Consider the following 16,827-nt stretch of genomic DNA (forward strand, 5'->3'; position numbering starts at 1 on the left):
AAGTGGGGCCCCACAACCTAATCGGCGAAGTCGGCGCGTCAAAAAGCAGTATCCGGGGACGGCTGGGCCTTGGGCAAAAACGGCCGCGTCAACGGCTCGGCCAGGCGTGCGGCGATCGGCCCCAGCACCGCGAGCAGCAGCACATAGGCGGTGCAGAGCGCCGCCAATTCGCCGGTGATCGCCCCCGAGGCCACGGCCAGACCGGCAATGACAATCGAGAATTCGCCGCGAGCGATCAACGCCAACCCGGCACGGACCCGGCCCGGGACCCCGATGCCCGCACGTTTAGCGGCCCACGCGCCGGTGCCGATCTTCGTCAACGAGGTGACGATGGCCAACAAGATGGCCATTGGCAGCACCGCGGGAATGATCGTCGGATCGGTGTTCAGCCCAAAGACCACAAAGAACATCGCGGCAAAAAGGTCCCGCAGGGGCTCCAGGACCTTCGTCGCCGAATGCGCCGTCGACCCGGAAATCGCGATGCCAAGCAGGAAAGCGCCCACCGCCGCCGAGACCTGCAACGCCGAGGCCAGCCCCGCCACCAGCAGTGCCGCCCCGATGAGTTTGAGCAGGAAATTCTCCCGGTCCGAGGAATGGATCAGCCGGGAGATCTGCGGGCCGTAGCGTAAGGCGGCCAGCAGCACCAGGGTGATGGTGGCCAGAGCGATCGCCACCGCCCGCAACCCGCCCAAGAAACTGAGCCCGGCCAGGGTGGCGGTGAGCACCGGCAGGTACACGGCCATGGCCAGGTCCTCGAGCACCAGGATGGAGAGCACTACCGGGGTCTCCCGGTTGCCCAGCCGGCCCAGATCCGAGAGCACCTTGGCGATGATGCCGGAGGACGACACATAGGTGACTCCGCCTAAGACCAGGGCCCCGGGAAATCCCCACCCCATGATCACCGCCAGTGCGGCTCCGGGGGTGAAATTCAGGACCAGGTCCACGACTCCGGCCAACCAAGAACTCTTCAGCCCGGTGACCAGCTCGCGTGCGGTGTATTCAAGACCCAGCATCAACAGCAGCAGGATCACACCGATCTCGCTGGCGATTTCGCCAAATTCGCTGATGCCGGCCAGATTGATGACGCCGCCGCTGCCAAAGAGCAAGCCGCCGAGTAGATACAGGGGGACCGGAGACATGCCGATCCTGGCCGCCAGGCGGCCGAGCAATCCAAGGCCCAGAAAAACCGCGCCGAGCTCGACGAGGATCAGCGCGGTGCCATCCATGTCCGCTGCCCCTAGCCGTCGTTGATCAGGTGCGCTGCGTTTTCAAGCCCTGCAGAGGTTCCGACGATGACCAGTACGTCCCCGGCGTTGAGTTCGAACCCCGGGGCGGGGGAGGGGAAGACCCTGCCACTGCGGGAAATGGCGACGACCGAGACACCGGTGCGGGTGCGCAGGTGAGTGTCGCCCAAGGTCTGGCCGACGTAAGGGCTTTCATGGCTCAGCACGAATTGCTGGGTGTTGACCCCGGGCAGGTCGCGGTGCTGGTCCGACAGCTGGGTGACCAGCTGCGGGGCACCGAGCATGGCACCGAGGGAACCCGCCTCCTCGGTGCTCAACGGAATAGCCGCGGCACAGGCATCGGGGTCCTCACGCTGGGAAATGATCAGCTGCATCGTTCCGTCACGAAGGATCACCACACCCACCCGGCGGCCGGACGCGAGGGTGATCTCGCGGCGGACCCCGAGCCCGGGCAGCGAGGTATCTTCGAAGTTCATGTTCCCACTCTAAACCGCGCGGGAGTCAAAGGAACGTGATCTGGGCCACCGGGTGGTCCCCGGCGGTGTGAGGGTCTACTCCGTGGGTTTTTTCAGGGAACCGTCGAGGTTGAATTCATCGCGGATCCGCTGGACGCCTGCCGCATCGATCTCCAGGCACAGCTCGTGGCCCGGGTTGATGACCAGACCGGTGTCAACCAGGGAACGGACCACTGTCCCGCCCAGAACCTGCACACCATAGGGGGCCACATCGATGTAGGCGCCGGGAATCCGGGCCACGTGGGTGAACAAGGCGATCACCGGTTCTCCGGCGGCATTCTGCAACAACATCGGCTGGGCGTTGGTGGTTTCCCCGGAGACCTCCTCGCGGCTGAGGAAGTACACCTCGGAGTTCATCAGGGAGCCGATGACCTGGCCGTTGAGCGCAGGGTCGTTCTGCGCGGCGCGGATCATCATCTCGAAATGGGTGGCGGGTTCGTTGCTGGTGGTGATGGGCTCGGGGCCCGCCCCGGTCTGGCTCTTGTCGGCGCTCTGGCTGGTCTTTGCTGCTTCGTTGTCTTCGCTCATGCACCCAAGCATGTCTATATTGCGGTAGCTGGCGCAACCCGATGTCCGGTTGGAGGACCAGGCGTCCTAAACTAGGGGGATACCTTTTGAATCTTTTGCGAGGAAGCCTCATGCCCGAATTCCAGTACGAAGACTTGCTGCCCATTGGGGCGGACGAGACCAGCTACCGCCAGATTTCCACCGAGGGTGTTCGCACGCTCGAAGGTCCCGGCGGCAGAACCTTCCTCGAAGTGGACCCCGAGGCCCTCGAATTGCTGGCCACCACGGCGCTTCACGACATCTCCCACTACCTGCGCCCGGCGCACTTGCAGCAGCTGCGCAATATCCTCGACGATGAGGAAGCCAGCCCGAACGATAAGTTCGTGGCCCTTGACCTGCTCAAGAACGCCAACATCGCCGCCGGTGGCATCCTGCCCATGTGCCAGGACACCGGAACCGCGATCGTCATGGGCAAGCGCGGTCAGCACGTGCTGACCGCCGGCACGGACGAGAAGGCCCTGTCCAAGGGCATCTACGACGCCTACACCACGCTGAACCTGCGTTATTCGCAGCTGGCCCCGTTGACCACGTGGGAAGAAAAATCCACGGGCAATAACCTGCCGGCCCAGATCGAGCTCTACGCCGACACCGAAGAAGGGCACGAGAGCCAGTACAAGTTCCTGTTCATGGCCAAGGGCGGCGGATCGGCCAACAAGTCGTTCCTATACCAGGAAACCAAGGCCATCCTGAACGAGAACTCGATGCTGCGCTTCCTCGATGAGAAGCTGCGCTCCCTGGGCACCGCGGCGTGCCCGCCGTACCACCTCTCCATCGTCATCGGCGGAACCAGCGCCGAATTCGCGCTGAAGACCGCCAAATACGGTTCGGCCAAATACCTGGATAACCTGCCCACCACCGGCGCCATGACCGGCCGCGGCTTCCGCGACATCGACCTGGAGGAAAAGGTCCTTGAGCTGACCCGCAACTTCGGCATCGGCGCCCAGTTCGGCGGCAAATACTTCTGCCACGACGTGCGCGTAGTGCGCCTGCCACGCCACGGCGCCTCGTTGCCGGTGGCCATCGCCGTCTCCTGTTCGGCCGACCGGCAGATGCTGGCCAAGATCACCGCCGAGGGCGTGTTTGTGGAGCAGCTGGAAACCGATCCGGCACGCTTCATGCCCGACGAGTCGCACCCGGCGATCGCCGCCCACGATGGCGACACCGACGGGGTCACCGGCACCGGCGGCTCCTCGGTGGTCAAGATTGATCTGAACCAGCCGATGGAGCAGATCCTGGCCGAACTGGACAAGCACCCGGTCAAGACCCGCCTGTCACTGTCCGGCCCGCTGGTGGTGGCCCGCGACATCGCGCACTCCAAGATCAAGGAACGACTGGACGCCGGCGAGCAGATGCCGCAGTACCTCAAGGACCACCCGGTGTACTATGCGGGCCCGGCCAAGACTCCCGAAGGCATGGCCTCGGGGTCCTTCGGCCCGACCACCGCCGGACGCATGGATTCCTATGTGGACCAGTTCCAGGCGGCCGGTGGCTCCATGGTGATGCTGGCCAAGGGCAACCGCTCCAAGGCCGTCACCGACGCCTGCAACAGCCACGGAGGGTTCTACCTGGGCTCCATCGGTGGCCCGGCAGCACGTTTGGCCCTGGACTGCATCAAGAAGGTCGAGGTCCTCGAATACGAAGAGCTGGGCATGGAAGCGATCTGGAAGATCGAGGTCGAAGACTTCCCGGCGTTCATCGTGGTGGACAACAAGGGCAACGACTTCTTCGCCGAGACCTCCAAGCCGACCTTCACCGGGATCCCGGTGCGCGCCAAGTAGCGTTGTTCGGGTGATCCCCTCAACGGGATCGATTCGCACCGAGGGGTGCAGATGGCTGAGGCCATCTGCACCCCTCGGTGCGTTAACGCCCATCGGCCGGCGGCTCAGCCTCCCTGGAGGGTGAGCACGATCAGCACGACGTTCAGGGCAATGAGCAGGACCGAGACCAGGATCCCTGCCCCGGTAGTGAACCAGCGGTTGGCGTGGATGCCCATGACCGATTTGCGGGCCGTGAGGTTCACCAACGGAATCAGCGCGAAGGGGATGCCGAAGGACAATGCCACCTGGGAGATGATCAGCGCGAAGGTCGGGTCAACGCCCGAGCCCAGCAGCACCATGGCTGGTGCGAGGGTGAGCAGGCGCCGGACCAGCAGCGAAATACGTCGGTGAAGCAGCCCCGCCATGATCTCCGCACCGGCGTAGGCGCCCACCGCGGTGGATGCGAGCCCGGAGGCCAGCAATCCCACGGCAAAGAGCGTGGCGATCACCGGGCCCAGTGCGGACTCGAGCGCGGCGTGCGCCCCTTCCAAAGATTCGGTGCCCTCGACCCCGGCCAAGTTGACCGCGGCCAGCAACAGCATGGCGACGTTCACCGACCCGGCGATGATCATGGCCAGGGAAACATCCCAGCGGGTGGCCTTGAGCAATCGGGGGATGGATTGGCGGTGCGGGGTCGAACCGAAGCGATCCCGGGCCAGCGAAGAGTGGGCATAAATGGCGTGCGGCATGATCGTGGCCCCCAGGATGGAGACTGCCAGCAGCACCGAGTTGGTGTCCGCGAAGCGAGGCACCAGACCGCCTGCCAGACCTGCGGCCTCGGGAGGTGCGATGACGACACCGGCACAGAAGCCGACGGCAATGACCAACAGCAGGCCGATCACGATTCGTTCAAACACCCAGGGCCCGCGGCGAGACTGGATGAGCAGTAGTCCCATGGAGATGATGCCGGTGATCAATCCACCGGCCAATAGCGGCAAATCGAACAGCAGGTAGAGTGCCACTGCGCCGCCAATGACTTCGGCAACGTCGGTGGCCATGGCCACCGCCTCTGCCTGGATCCAGTAGGCGATCCGCCCCGCCTTGCTGCCGAAACGGTCGCGCAGTATCTCTGGAAGCGATTTGCCGGTTACCACTCCGAGTTTGGCCGAGAGATACTGCACCAGCCAGGCCATGATGTTGCCGCTGACAACGACCCACACCAGCAGGTAGCCGTATTGCGCGCCCGCGCTCATATTGGCGGCGACGTTGCCCGGATCCAGATAGGCGACCCCGGCCACCAGTGCCGGGCCGAGCAGCCACAGCAGGCGGCGGGCGGGAGGCGGGTTGATGCCAGAGGTCGTAGTGGTCCCGACGGCAACACCGGCGTCGGACGAATTTTTAGCCATGCCTAAACCCTATCTTGTTTTAGGCATGTCTAAAACAGTTTGTGACGTGTGGGGAACCCAATATCTCGGCCCTCGAGAACCCTGAGTACCCCGAGGCAACGCTCCGGGAGCCTGCCCCGAGCAGCGGGGTGCTGCCTATCGTGCGAAGTCGTAGCCGATCGACCAGTCGCGGTAGGGCGGCAGGAAGCGCAGCACCAACAGTGACTCGCGTTGCTTCTTGATTTCAGCTTCCGTGAGCGGTTTGACCTTTGAGGTCTTGACCAGGGCCGCGTGGAAGACCTCGAAGGTCCCCGCCTTCGCGGCGGTCATGGCCTTGGCCTGATCCACGCCGATGTAGCGAAGATGCCAGGGCTCGTATTTGTAGCCTGTGACTTCTTCGCCGTCGGCGGGGTAGCGGATGATGAAACCGAAGTCGGCCGCATGAGCCGCCAGCCACTTGCCTCCCGCAGTTTCCCCGAAGCAGGCCTTGAGGTCGCAGGAACCACTGGACAGGCCAATGTCCGCTGCCAATCCGATCTGGTGTTCGCTGGTTCCGGCAGGAGCCGAGAGGCGCATGGCGTAATCGGTGCCGTAACGAGCCTTGTAGCCTTTGAAGAGGGAGAGCTGGCGGGAGTAGGAACGGTAGGCGCTGAGCACCTTCAGGGAATGTGATTGTGTGCCAGCGGTTTTCAGCAACGATTCCAGTGCCGTTGCTGCGTCCGCACGCAACTGGTGCCCGCTGCCGGCGACAACGCGCAGATCCTTGGGCTTGTAATCGGCCGGATCCAGCGGATGGTCCCGGCTGACCAAGGCGAGGTAGGAAGACTGGTCTTTGGTCAGCTCCTTGGTGGTGGGACCCTTCGGCTGCTTTTCGGCACGCACAGTTGCCGCTGCGGGTTCCGCCGCGACGGCCTGGGCGGCATACGGAGTGCCCAGCACCAGGCTGACGCCTAGGAGCAGTGCAGGAATGCCGGCACGAAACAAAGACACGATGTCCCTTCGGTGATGAAGCTGGATGAAGCCCTCTCAGGATAACCGCTCTGATGCCGATCGCTCCTCCTGGGTGCCCGGTATTGCCGCCACCTGCAGCAACCGGCGGGTCCGCCGCGCAGCATTGGTTGGTCACCAATGCCCGAACCACGGGCCCCATAAGATATTTTGGATACTGTGCTGATTTCTGATGGTGATATTCGACGCGAGCTGGCCTCCGAACGTATTAAGCTCGATCCCTACGACCCGGAAATGATCCAACCGGCTTCCGTGGATGTGAGGCTTGACCGGTTCTTCCGACTCTTCGACAACCACAAGTACGCCCACATCGACCCGGCCGCGGACCAGCCGGAGCTGACCCGCCTGGTGGAGGTCGATCCTGCCGAGCCTTTCATCCTGCACCCGGGAGAATTTGTACTGGGCTCTACCTATGAGACCGTCACCCTGCCCACCGACATCGCCGCCCGTTTAGAAGGCAAGAGCTCCTTGGGTCGCCTGGGGCTGCTGACGCACTCCACGGCCGGGTTCATCGACCCAGGTTTTTCCGGGCACGTGACCCTGGAGCTTTCCAACATGGCCACCTTGCCGATCAAGCTGTGGCCCGGCTCCAAGATCGGGCAGCTGTGCTTCTTCAAGCTTTCCTCCCCGTCCGAGCACCCCTACGGCTCCGGACCCTACGGCAACCGATACCAGGGCCAGCGCGGCCCCACGGCATCGCGCAGCCACCTGAACTTCCACCGCACCACCTTGGAAAATTAGGCGCGAAAAGTCGTACCTCGGAGCCCGGGACACCGGGCCCCGACCCATATCCACACGCTCCCGGTTCCTGGGAACGCTCAGTCGAGCGGCAGCTTCAGGCCCTCGTGGCTGGCAGTGAAACCGAACTGCGCGTAGAAGCGGTGTGCCTCGGTACGAGACTTGTCGGTAGTCAGCTGCACCAATGAGCAGCCCCGGGTGCGCGCTTGGCCGATGGCCCACCAGATGAACTCCCGCCCGAGCCCGCGCCCGCGGTAGTCCGCTCGGGTACGCACGGCCTCGATCTGGGCGCGCCACGAACCACCGCGCGACAGCCCGGGAATGAAGGACAGCTGGGCCATGGCAACGACTTCCCCGGCATGTTCGCACACCAATAATTGGTGCGCCGGGTCCTTGTCGATGGACTCGAAGGCGGCCAAATAGGACCCCATGCCCGCCGGGGTGGGCATCTCGCGCAGGGCGCCGAGCCTGTCGTTCGCCAGCAGGGCCACCATCGCCGGAAGATCCGTAGACAGTGCATGGCGCACCACCACCGCACTGCCATCGAGCATCATCAGGACAGAAGGCTCCGGCGTTCGGCTCTCGGGTTCGGTGCTCACCGCTTGAGCAAGCCGAGGGAGGTGACTATCTCGCGTTCCTCCTGGAGTTCCTTGACCGAGGCCTCCAGCCGACTCCGGATAGCCGGCGCCATCTCCAGTCCCTGCCGGATAACCCAGGAACCGTCCAGGCCCTCAACCGGGAAAGAGGAAACCAGGCCCCGGGGTACCGAATAGGAGCCGTCGGACACCACCGCGGCGGAAGTCCAACCGACACCGGTTCCCAAGAACCAGTCGTGGACGTGGTCGATGGCTGCAGCCGCCGCCGAGGCCGCCGAGGATGAACCCCTGACCTCGATGATCTCCGCGCCGCGCTTGGCCACCTTCGGAATGAAGGTCTCGGCGAGCCAAATTTCCATTTTTGCGCTGCCACCGAGGGCTTCGGCCAGGGCCTCGGTGACCCGGCGTCGGCTGCCGTCGGCGGCGGTGATCATGGCGTGGGAAATATCGGGGACCTGGGAGGCGGAGTGGTTGCCCCAGATGATGACGGAATCGATCGCCGCGGCAGGTACCCCCAGGGTGAGGGACAGCTGGGCCAACGCCCGGTTATGGTCCAGTCGGGTCATGGCCGTGAACCGCTCGGCGGGGACATCCGGAGCATGGGCCGAGGCGATTAGCGCATTGGTGTTCGCCGGGTTTCCCACCACCAGCACCCGCACATCATCGGCTGCCCCCTCGTTGATGGCCTGGCCCTGCGGGCCAAAGATCGCCCCGTTGGCGGTGAGCAGGTCGGCCCGTTCCATGCCCGGGCCTCGGGGTCTGGCCCCGACCAAAAGTGCGAGGTTCGTGCCGTCGAATCCTTGGGCCGCATCGTCGGTGACCTCCACGGATTGAAGTGCGCCAAAGGCACAGTCTTGCAGCTCCATGGCGGCGCCCTCGGCGGATTTGAGCCCGGTAGGGATTTCCAGCAGCTTCAGCCGCACCGGACGGTGCACCCCGAACATGGCCCCGGAGGCAATGCGGAACAACAACGCATAGCCGATCTGTCCTCCGGCGCCGGTGACTGTGACGGTGACTGGTGTTTGTGTGCCCATGGGTTCATGCAATCACCAATGCCGGTCAAAAGCCACGATTCGGCGGCTGACCTAGCCGTCGCTGCGTGGGGGCCGTACCGGTAGCAACAGCAGCAGCCCGAGCAACAGGACCACCATGATGCCCAGGATCCCGTAGCGCTGGGCTTGGGCCACATGCGGGGTGGCCAGGGCGATGGCGGCGGCAAAGAGAGCGGGAGCCAGGGAATTGACGGCGCGACCGGTGGTGGCGTAGAGGCCGAAGAGTTCGCCTTCCTGCCCGGCCGGGGTCAACCGGGCCAGGTAAGCGCGGCTAGAGGACTGCGCGGGACCGACGAACAGGCAGAGCATCAAGCCGAAGACCCAGAAGCCGCCGGCCCCGGGGGAGAAGAACACTCCCATGCCCGAGATGAGCAAGCCGATCAGGGAAAAGACGATGACCCGTTTGGGGCCGATCGTATCATCGAGCCACCCGCCGATCATGGCACCTGCTGCGGCCACCACGTTGCCGACGATGGCGAAGATGATGACCTTGGTCAGTGGGAACCCGAAGGTGCCCGCTGCAATGATCCCGCCGAAGGTAAACACGGCGCCCAGGCCGTCGCGGAAGATGGCGCTGGCCAGCAGGAAGTAGACGGTGTGCCGGTCGGTGCGGAACAGCGCGCGGACCCGGCGCCCCAATTCGGCGTAGGACTGCAGGAGGGTGAAGCGTGGACCGCCTTTGTCTCCGGGGATTTCCGGCACCGCGAAGAGCACCGGCAAAGCGAAGCCCATGAACCACACGGCCGAGAACACCGCGACCAGTCGCAGGTTCAACGAGTTAGTTTCCGAGGCCCCTGCCCAGGGGAAAATCGGGGTGACCAGGGTGAACAGCACGATGGCCAGGGCCATGATGCCACCGAGGTAACCCATGCCCCAACCGAATCCCGACACCTTGCCGATGGTGGCCGGAGTGGAAATCTGCGGCAGCATCGCGTTGTAGTTCACCGTCGCAAACTCCGAGAAGACCGAGGCAAGCGCGATCAGGGTCACGCCCAGGACCAAGAAGCGCGGCTCGGGGTAAACGAAGAAGCACGCTGCCGTCAGCACGGCCACAATCACGGTGTTCACGCCCAACCAGAAGCGTCGGCGTCCGCCGGCATCCGAGCGCAGGCCCGCAACCGGTGCCAACAGCGCAATGGCCAACCCGGCGATGGCCAGCCCGTTGCCCAGCACCACGGAGTTGGCATCGGTATCGCCGAAGAGGCCACTGGTCAGGTAGACCGTGAAAACGAAGGTTGTCATCACGGCGTTGATGGCCGCCGAACCCCAGTCCCAGAAGGCCCAAGACAATACGGGTTTGGTGATGATCTTCGACCGGTCGGCCGAGGCCGCGGGTGCCGCTGGATACTCGCTCATGGGTGCATCGTAGCTGGCCAGAACGAACTTACGGGGCAAGCGCGGGAAAAGTCTGGCGCACGTCGACGATCTGCTGTGACTTAAACCCATTATCAACAACCGGCAAACACAAATTATTCCGGTAGATTTCTTCGGCTTAATTCCGTGCCATTCGCGGGATCACGCGGCGACGGCTGTTAGTATAAAGGTTGCATTCCGACCGATTTTGTTGCCAGAGTACTGGCCCTCTCGACCATAGGAGATGTGTGTGCTCCTTGTCCTGATTGCGCTTTTTGCCGTTGCCGGAATTGCGCCTTTCATTTTTCGATTGCTCGGCCGTTCAACGTTTTACGTGTTGTCGGCAGTTCCGGCTTTGGCCTTCGTCTGGCTCTTGGCTAATTTTTCGTCGTTCACCCAGGCCGACCAAGCGGCATCAGCGGGTGGGCCCAATGCGCCTCCGTCAGAGCTGTACAGCTGGATCGGTCCGCTGAACGTACATCTCGATTTTCGGATGGACGCACTCTCTGCGGTGCTGTGCCTGCTGGTGCTCGGCGTCGGTGCCCTGGTGCTGTTTTATTGTGCGCGTTACTTCAAAAATGAGGATCCACACACCGGTGCCTTCGGCGCCCAGCTTCTGGCCTTCGCCGCCTCCATGTTCGGCCTGGTCACCGCCGACGACATGATCTTGCTCTTCATTTTCTGGGAGCTCACCACCATCTTGTCCTTCCTGCTCATCGGGTTCAACCGCACCCGTATGAGCGCGCGGCGCTCGGCCCTGACAGCCCTGATCGTCACGACCTTCGGCGGCCTGACGATGCTGGCCGGCATCATCATGCTGGGCACCGCCGCTGGCACCTACCGGATCTCCGAGATCATGGCCATGGCGCCCGAACTTTCGGCACTGGGCACCTACATCGACGTAGCCATCGCCCTGCTGCTGATCGGGGCGATCTCCAAGTCCGCGCTGGTCCCCTTCCACTTCTGGCTTCCCGGCGCTATGGCGGCACCGACCCCGGTCTCGGCCTACCTGCACGCGGCGGCAATGGTGAAGGCCGGCGTCTACCTGATTGCTCGGCTCTCCCCGGGTTTCAACGAAACCGCATTCTGGCAGCCGATGCTGCTCTGGCTGGGCCTAGCCACCATGCTGATCGGCGGCTGGCGGGCCCTGAAGCAACACGACCTCAAGCTGCTATTGGCCTACGGCACCGTCTCGCAACTGGGCTTCATGATCCTGGTTCTGGGCGTGGGCACACCCAACGCCACCTTGGCGGCCCTGGCCATGATGCTGGCTCACGGATTCTTCAAGGCGACCCTGTTCCTGGTGGTCGGCATCATTGACCACAAATCCGGCACCCGTGACCTGCACCAGCTCTCTGGCCTGTACAAATCCGCCCCCCTGCTCTTTGTCATCTCAGCCATCGCGGTGGCCTCGATGGCCGGGGTACCTCCGCTGTTCGGATTCGTAGCCAAGGAATCGGTCTACGAAGCGCTCCTGGAAAATGCTGCAGACAACGGCGCCGTGGGCGTGTTCCTGTTGATCGGCGTGGTCGCCGGAGCGGTGCTGACCTTCGCCTACTCGGCACGGTTCCTGTGGGGCGGCTTCGCCAACAAGACCGGTTTGAAAAAGACGGCCTTCCCCCGGGTCCCGTTGCTTTTCCTCACCCCGCTGTTGGTGCTCAGCGCCGCCACCGTGGTGTTCGCCTGGATTCCGCACGTGCTTGAGGATCTCATCGCACCCTTCGTCGGGCTCCTGCCCGCGGCGCAGACACCGATCCACTTGGGGCTCTGGCACGGGCTCAGCCCGGCGCTGGGCCTGAGCATCTTGACCATGGCCCTGGGTGCAGCGATTTTCTTGGCCCGTGAAAAGGTTTTTGTCTTCCAGTCCAAGGTTCCGGCGGTATTCGATGCGGAGCGCGACTACAAGCACATGGTCGGCGGACTCGACAACCTGGCGATCTGGCTCACCGGTCGCACGCAGCGTGGTTCGCTTTCCTTCTACCTGATCGTCATCATGATTGTCGCCCTGGTGGTGCCCGTCGTGGCCATGCTGTGGCTGGACACCCCGATCCCGGGGAACTTCATCGCCTACGACCACCCGGCCCAGCTGGTCATCGGCCTGATCATGATTCTCGGCGCCGTCGGTGCCGTCCAGGCCAATCGACGCTTCCTGGCCGTCTTGATGGTCTCGGTCACCGGATACGGCATGGCCGCGATTTTCGCGCTGCAAGGCGCCCCGGACCTCGCCGTCACCCAGCTGCTGGTCGAAACGATCGTGCTGGTGGCCTTCGTGCTGGCCCTGCGGGCCCTGCCGGTGGAACTGTGGGCCAAGAACCCCACCGGGCACCGCCTGGGCCGCGCCCTGATCGGCATCGGATTCGGTGCGGCCATGGTCTTGATCGCCGCGACGGCCATGGCCTCGAGGGTGGCGGAACCGATTTCACTGGCCTACCCGGAACTGGCCTATGTTGGTGGTGCGGGCAAGAACATCGTCAACGTGACCCTGGTGGACATGCGTGCCTGGGACACCTTCGGGGAGATCACCGTGTTGGCCGCTGCCGCCACCGGTGTGGCCTCGCTGATCTTTGTGCGTGGACGCGGTGACACCCGCCTGCGCGCCTCCGAGGTGCCGCGTGGATCCGTTGACCACGGGTCCGAAGCCATCGGCATCAACGGCAAGAGCCGCGCCGGCCTGGCCATGGCCCGGACCTTTGCGCTGTCCAAGAGCGATTCCTGGTTGGTAGCCGGGCATACGCTGGCCCCGGAACGCCGCTCGATCACCTTTGAGGTGGTCACCCGGCTGCTATTCCACACGATTTTGCTATCTTCCGTGTACCTGCTGCTGGCCGGGCACAATACCCCCGGCGGCGGGTTCGCCGGCGGACTGCTGGCCGGGCTGGCCCTGACCATCCGCTACCTGGCCGGTGGCCGGGTGGAGCTTGCCGAGGCCACCCCGGTAAGCCCCGGCACCCTGATGGGCGCCGGGCTGGGGCTGGCCGCTCTGAGTGCTGCGGCACCGCTGCTCTTCGGTGCGCAGATGTTCGCCTCGGCGGCCATCGAATTCACGCTCCCGGTCTTCGGGGAACATAAGTTCGTGACCTCGACGGTCTTCGACATCGGGGTCTACCTGGTCGTCGTGGGCCTGGTCATCGACGTGTTGCGTTCCCTGGGATCGGAAATCGATGAACGTTCCGAGGGCCGCAGCCCCACCGACATGCATGACTTGGTTACCGGCGCTGATACGGGAGTTGGACGATGAGTACAAATATCACCTTGCTCATTGTCATGGGAGTGCTCTTTGCCGTGGGTTTCTACCTGCTGCTTGAACGCTCCCTCACCCGGGTCCTGCTGGGCATCGTGGTACTGGGCAACGGAGTGAACCTGCTGCTGCTCAGCGCCGGCGGACGCCGAGGCCAAGCACCGCTCTACGAGGAGTCGCTGGCGGCCGAGGACTACACCGACCCGCTGCCGCAGGCACTGATTCTGACGGCCATCGTGATTACCTTCGCCGTCACCGCCTTCATGCTCGCCATGATCTACCGCTCCTGGGTGATCTCCCGGGCCGACGTGGTCACAGATGACCTCGAGGATCTGCGTGTTTCGCAACAATCGACCTTCGACTTCGAGGAAGACTCCCCGGTGCCGGAAGATACCACCGAATTCGACGGGGACGTGGACCTGGATCTGGTCCCGGTCAAGAAGCCCAAGGGGAAGGGGCCACGCGCATGATCGATGCACCACTGACTGCCGTCTCATTTGCTCCGCTCGCGGTGGCGCTGCCGATCTTCGGTGCCGCGCTGGCCTTCATCCTGCGCCGCAAGCGTCGCACTCAAGCAACTGTCACCATCAGCATCCTGATCATCACCCTGTGCCTCGAGGCCTGGATGCTGGCCATGGTCTGGGGCGGCGGGACCTACTCGGTCACGCTCGGGGGTTGGGCACCGCCCTTTGGCATCTCCATGGTCGTGGACGGATTCTCCGCCTTCATGCTGGTGGTCTCCTCGATCGTCTCGCTGGCCGTGCTGCTCTACGCAACCAGTCAGGGCATGGCGGATGGGGACGAGGACGGGCCGGTCTCCGTCTTCCACCCTGCCTACCTGATCCTGGTGGCGGGGGTGTCCAACGCGTTCTTGGCCGGTGACCTCTTCAACCTCTATGTGGGCTTCGAAATCCTACTCACCGCCTCTTATGTGCTGCTCACCTTGGGCGGCACCACCGCACGGATCCGTGCCGGAACGACCTACGTGGTGGTCTCGGTGGCGTCCTCGTTGTTGTTCCTGATCGCCATCGGCATGATCTATGCGGCAGTGGGCACCGTGAACATGGCCGATCTGGCCGCGAAGCTGCCCGATATTTCCCCGGGCACCCAAACGGTGCTGCATGTGATGCTATTGGTCGCCTTCGGGATCAAGGCCGCGGTTTTCCCGCTGTCCTTCTGGCTTCCGGACTCCTACCCCACGGCCCCAGCCCCCGTCACCGCGGTGTTCGCCGGGTTGCTGACCAAGGTGGGCGTCTACGCGATCATCCGCACCGAGACCCTGCTCTTCCCCGGGAATCAACTTTCCGCCCCCTTGATGGTCCTTGCCGGGCTGACCATGCTGGTCGGAATCCTGGGTGCCGTGGCACAGACCGACATCAAGCGCATGCTTTCCTTCACCCTTACCAGCCACATCGGGTTCTTGATTTTCGGCGTGGCCGTGGGAAACCAGCTGGGGCTCGGCGCCACCATCTATTACGTCGCACACCACATCGTGGTGCAGACCTCGCTATTCCTGGTTGCCGGGCTCATCGAACGCCGGGCCGGGACCTCGAACATCGACAGACTGGGATCGTTGGCGAAACTCTCGCCGCTGTTGTCCCTGCTCTTCTTTATCCCAGCCATGAACTTGGGCGGCATCCCGCCGTTCTCCGGGTTCCTGGGCAAGCTGGGACTCGTGCAGGGCGGCGCCGAAATGGGTGGGCCGTTGGCCTGGACGCTGGTTGCTGTCTCCCTGCTAACCTCGCTGTTGACCCTGCTGACCGTCGCGCGTGTCTGGAACAGAGCGTTTTGGCGCAAGGCCGAGGACGCGGTGGATCCCGACCCGCTGTTGCTGGTCGGCGCCAACGGAACCGGCGGAGGAACCTACGACATCGTGGCCGACGAACCGGCCAGCCGCTATTCCGACCGTGGGAACACGGCACTGCTGCCCAAGGGCATGCTGGCCATGACCGCGGCCCTGGTGCTGGTGGGCGTGGCACTGACGGTGTTCGCCGGCCCGCTGTTCGAATTCAGCGATCAGGTCGCCGGCGAGCTCATGGACCAGAGCAACTACATCGAAGCCGTCCTGGGCACGAGTGAGGGGCACACACGATGAGCGCGCAACAACGTCTGAAAGATGCCAAGGACGAGAGCGGGAAGCCCTACCGCGCCACGCTGCGCCAGGAACTTCCGCTGCTCGGCTGGATGGTGGTGGTCTGGGGAGCCCTGTGGCAGGACTTCACCATCGGCAACCTAGTCTTTGGCCTGCTGATCGCCTTGGTACTGGTCAAGGTCTTCAGGTTGCCGCCAATCATCCTCTCGGGAAGATTCAACATCTGGAGGGCCGTGGTCTTCGGCTCGGCGTTCATGCGGGACGTGGTGCTGGCCAGTGTCGAAGTCGTCTACCTGGCGATCTTCCGTGGACCCAAGACCAAAAGTGCCATCATCGCCGTCTCGCTGCGCAGCGAATCGGATCTCTTGGTCACCTTCGTCGGCCACGTGCTGACCCTGGTGCCAGGCTCCTACGTGGTAGAAGTGGACCGCAGGTCCTCGACCCTCTACCTCCATGTGCTCAACGTCAAGGACCAGACCGAGGTGGAAAAGGCCAGGGCCTCGGTCATGATGATCGAGGAACGACTGATCCGCATGATGGGCACCACTGAGGAAATGGCAATTCTCAAGGAAGAAAAGTTGGCCTCAAGCAAGGAACACGGAAAACAATCATGACCATTGTCTTGTGGATCTGCGGGATCACGCTATCGATCGCCAGTTGCCTGACGCTCGTCCGGCTGGCCAAGGGACCCTCCATCTTGGAGCGTGTCATCGCCATGGACGTCCTGCTACTAATCATCTCCGGGGCGCTGTGCATTGAAATGACCATGAACAAACACACCGACAACCTGATCTTTGTGTTGCTGGCATGTCTGGTCGGGTTTGTCGGATCCGTCACCGTTTCCCGCTTTGTCACCGATCGGAGAAACGCCTGATGCTCGATACCATCCTGGACATTGTTGCCGGGACCTTCATGATCATTGGTTCGCTGTTGTCCCTGGCCGCCGGGATCGGCATGCTTCGCTTCCCCGACCTGCTCTCACGCCTGCACGCGGCAACCAAACCGCAAGTACTGGGCCTCTTCCTGCTGTTGGCGGCGCTGGGCATCGAATTGCGCTCATGGGCCGTGGTGCCGATCCTGGTCATGGCCTGGGGACTGCAGCTGCTCACCGCGCCGGTTTCGGCACATATGGTGGGCCGTGCCGGCTACCGGACCCGACACCTGAAACGCGAGACGCTGATCGTCGACGAATTGGCAGCGGTCGTCGCCGCAGCCGAGGCACGTGAAGAACGCGAACACGGCAAGAAGCAACACCGCACCGACTTCATCGACTAAGTAGCCG

16 protein-coding genes are annotated in these 16,827 nt (G+C 63.6%); 8 read left to right on the forward strand and 8 right to left on the reverse strand.

Annotated features, from left to right (window positions below; genetic code table 11):
• Positions 1-38: 38 nt before the first annotated feature.
• From ADIAG_RS07585 to ADIAG_RS20080, 3 genes are all read right to left on the reverse strand, one after another.
• Positions 39-1,226, reverse strand: a complete 1,188-nt coding sequence (locus tag ADIAG_RS07585) for a cation:proton antiporter (protein ID WP_007270756.1) — start codon at positions 1,224-1,226, stop codon at positions 39-41.
• An 11-nt stretch (positions 1,227-1,237) separates the two neighbouring features.
• Complete coding sequence (locus tag ADIAG_RS07590) at positions 1,238-1,720, reverse strand: cation:proton antiporter regulatory subunit (RefSeq protein WP_007270757.1); 483 nt, start codon at positions 1,718-1,720, stop codon at positions 1,238-1,240.
• A gap of 75 nt (positions 1,721-1,795) precedes the next feature.
• On the reverse strand, positions 1,796-2,287 hold the full coding sequence (locus tag ADIAG_RS20080; RefSeq protein WP_007270758.1) for an SseB family protein: 492 nt from the start codon (positions 2,285-2,287) through the stop codon (positions 1,796-1,798).
• A 110-nt stretch (positions 2,288-2,397) separates the two neighbouring features.
• On the opposite strand from ADIAG_RS20080, the gene ADIAG_RS07600 reads away from it, so the two are divergent.
• Complete coding sequence (locus tag ADIAG_RS07600; protein WP_007270759.1) at positions 2,398-4,104, forward strand: fumarate hydratase; 1,707 nt, start codon at positions 2,398-2,400, stop codon at positions 4,102-4,104.
• 104 nt (positions 4,105-4,208) lie between these two features.
• On the opposite strand, the gene ADIAG_RS07605 is transcribed toward ADIAG_RS07600, so the two are convergent.
• Positions 4,209-5,489 carry an Nramp family divalent metal transporter gene (locus tag ADIAG_RS07605; RefSeq protein WP_007270760.1) on the reverse strand — a complete coding sequence of 427 codons (1,281 nt, stop codon included), beginning with the start codon at positions 5,487-5,489 and terminating at the stop codon, positions 4,209-4,211.
• A gap of 135 nt (positions 5,490-5,624) precedes the next feature.
• On the reverse strand, positions 5,625-6,458 hold the full coding sequence (locus ADIAG_RS20085; protein ID WP_007270761.1) for a M15 family metallopeptidase: 834 nt from the start codon (positions 6,456-6,458) through the stop codon (positions 5,625-5,627).
• Positions 6,459-6,635: 177 nt separating this feature from the next.
• Here ADIAG_RS20085 and dcd point away from each other — a divergent pair, with 177 nt between their 5' ends.
• Positions 6,636-7,217, forward strand: coding sequence for a dCTP deaminase (dcd, locus tag ADIAG_RS07615; RefSeq protein ID WP_007270762.1), 582 nt, complete (start codon positions 6,636-6,638; stop codon positions 7,215-7,217).
• A gap of 77 nt (positions 7,218-7,294) precedes the next feature.
• Here the strand turns inward: dcd and ADIAG_RS07620 are convergent, their stop codons facing one another.
• Genes ADIAG_RS07620 through ADIAG_RS07630 form a run of 3 tightly spaced genes read right to left on the reverse strand, consistent with a single transcriptional unit; the run spans position 7,295 to position 10,218 of the window.
• Positions 7,295-7,768: a GNAT family N-acetyltransferase gene (locus ADIAG_RS07620; protein ID WP_007270763.1), complete on the reverse strand. Its 474-nt coding sequence runs from the start codon at positions 7,766-7,768 to the stop codon at positions 7,295-7,297.
• A 41-nt stretch (positions 7,769-7,809) separates the two neighbouring features.
• Positions 7,810-8,844, reverse strand: a complete 1,035-nt coding sequence (locus ADIAG_RS07625) for a malate dehydrogenase (RefSeq protein ID WP_007270764.1) — start codon at positions 8,842-8,844, stop codon at positions 7,810-7,812.
• A 51-nt stretch (positions 8,845-8,895) separates the two neighbouring features.
• On the reverse strand, positions 8,896-10,218 hold the full coding sequence (locus ADIAG_RS07630) for an MFS transporter (RefSeq protein ID WP_043474066.1): 1,323 nt from the start codon (positions 10,216-10,218) through the stop codon (positions 8,896-8,898).
• Positions 10,219-10,465: 247 nt separating this feature from the next.
• Here ADIAG_RS07630 and ADIAG_RS07635 point away from each other — a divergent pair, with 247 nt between their 5' ends.
• The 6 genes from ADIAG_RS07635 to mnhG are packed head-to-tail and all read left to right on the forward strand — an operon-like array spanning position 10,466 to position 16,820.
• A complete protein-coding gene (locus ADIAG_RS07635) occupies positions 10,466-13,453 on the forward strand; it encodes a Na+/H+ antiporter subunit A (RefSeq protein WP_007270766.1) in 2,988 nt (995 codons plus the stop codon).
• Positions 13,450-13,923, forward strand: coding sequence for a Na(+)/H(+) antiporter subunit C (locus ADIAG_RS07640; protein ID WP_007270767.1), 474 nt, complete (start codon positions 13,450-13,452; stop codon positions 13,921-13,923). Before ADIAG_RS07635 ends, ADIAG_RS07640 begins: the two co-directional genes overlap by 4 nt.
• On the forward strand, positions 13,920-15,548 hold the full coding sequence (locus ADIAG_RS07645; RefSeq protein WP_007270768.1) for a Na+/H+ antiporter subunit D: 1,629 nt from the start codon (positions 13,920-13,922) through the stop codon (positions 15,546-15,548). The genes ADIAG_RS07640 and ADIAG_RS07645 overlap by 4 nt, the downstream gene beginning before the upstream one ends.
• Complete coding sequence (locus ADIAG_RS07650) at positions 15,545-16,159, forward strand: Na+/H+ antiporter subunit E (RefSeq protein ID WP_007270769.1); 615 nt, start codon at positions 15,545-15,547, stop codon at positions 16,157-16,159. Before ADIAG_RS07645 ends, ADIAG_RS07650 begins: the two co-directional genes overlap by 4 nt.
• The gene (locus tag ADIAG_RS07655) at positions 16,156-16,419 is read left to right on the forward strand and encodes a monovalent cation/H+ antiporter complex subunit F (RefSeq protein WP_007270770.1); all 264 of its coding nucleotides are present in this window, start codon (positions 16,156-16,158) and stop codon (positions 16,417-16,419) included. The genes ADIAG_RS07650 and ADIAG_RS07655 overlap by 4 nt, the downstream gene beginning before the upstream one ends.
• Positions 16,419-16,820, forward strand: coding sequence for a monovalent cation/H(+) antiporter subunit G (gene mnhG / locus ADIAG_RS07660; RefSeq protein ID WP_007270771.1), 402 nt, complete (start codon positions 16,419-16,421; stop codon positions 16,818-16,820). Before ADIAG_RS07655 ends, mnhG begins: the two co-directional genes overlap by 1 nt.
• Positions 16,821-16,827: the final 7 nt, after the last annotated feature.

Origin of the sequence: Paeniglutamicibacter gangotriensis Lz1y (assembly GCF_000348945.1) — a bacterium.
GTDB lineage: Bacteria > Actinomycetota > Actinomycetes > Actinomycetales > Micrococcaceae > Paeniglutamicibacter > Paeniglutamicibacter gangotriensis.